This window comes from Streptococcus sp. 4886, assembly GCF_013276485.1.
Taxonomy (GTDB): domain Bacteria; phylum Bacillota; class Bacilli; order Lactobacillales; family Streptococcaceae; genus Streptococcus.
The window spans coordinates 1-1,187 of sequence record NZ_VMLD01000034.1 but is presented as its reverse complement, the minus strand read 5'-3'; the positions used below and the strand labels follow the sequence as shown (position 1 = coordinate 1,187).

Here is a 1,187-nt window from a genome sequence, read left to right as displayed (position 1 = left end):
TCTTCTGCAGGTATTTTAGAAATGCCGAGAAGCTTAGGAATTTCTTCTCCATAGGTAAATGCAAAGAGTTCATAGGCTGACTTTCCATTTAAAGCAGCACGTTTGACGCTGTTGACATGCGAACAAACGAGATTGATGTCCTCTTGAGTTAAGTTGTCAAAGGAAATTCCCTTTGTTAGGATGTCGCGAATCAGCGTGTGATTTTTCTCAATTCTCCCTTTCTGGTCAGAGCGATTAGGGTCACAAAAGAAGAGTTTACTCTCTCCTCGCACATCCATTTCGATGTCATCAACCCTGGCAAACTCTCCACCATTATCGGTAAGAATGACAGGGAAGAGTTGGAAGAAATCTTTGTCCGCTTGGTGAAGAGTGTTCTTGATGTCATAGAGATGTTTGGTAACCTCAAGGGCAGTTTTATTATCCAGAAGTCTAGCGAAGATAAAGTTACAGAAAGATAGATTGAAGGTGAGTAGGACTTTACCTCCCATTCTCCCCATAACTGTGTCCATTTCCAGCCAAGAGTCTAGTTGATTCAGTGCTAAATAGTTTTGGAAATCCTCATAGGAACGGCCTTTTTTAGCTTCTTTAGGGATGGAAGGTAGCTTACTTTTTCGTCTTTCTTTGAATTTAACGGCTCTGGCAAGATCAATCGGAGCGATAGATAGGTACCCTTTTCGGATGTGTCGATAGACAGTTGAGGAGCTGACATCAAGGTTATGAGTTTTGAGAATATGATAGATGTGTTGTCCTTTTTTAACCCCATCAGAAATGACTTTGTCCATGTCCCAGAAGGTCTTGGAATTGAGGGGGAGTTCCTTCACGAGCTTCGCCAAGAGTTTGTTCGTATTGTTTTTGAGCTTGCTTAGCGAGGTAGAAGATCTTCTTATAGCCACAATTCTGTCTTCTTTTAGGGCAGCCGTTACAGACAAAGGGAACTTTGTCGAGTAGAGGGCAAGGAAGGTTATGGCATGTAGACTCTCGGACTTGTCTGTTTCGTTTGACTTCTTTAGAAACAGTAGTCGGGTCTTTTAGAATGGATTGTCCAATAGCTTTGAAGGTTTCACTGCGCTCTAAACCTAATTGGATATCATTACGGTCTGAAAGGGTAAGGTGTTTATGTTTTGTCATAGTAGACCTCATTTCTAACTCAAAAGTCTCACACTTAATTCCACCATAAAAATCCGTTT

General features: G+C 41.4%; 1 pseudogene. It reads right to left on the bottom strand.

The annotated features are described in order from the left end of the window. Window positions 1-1,128 (bottom strand): annotated as a pseudogene (locus tag HT679_RS10825) (IS30 family transposase); the annotation flags it as partial. Between the last annotated feature and the right edge of the window lie 59 nt (window positions 1,129-1,187).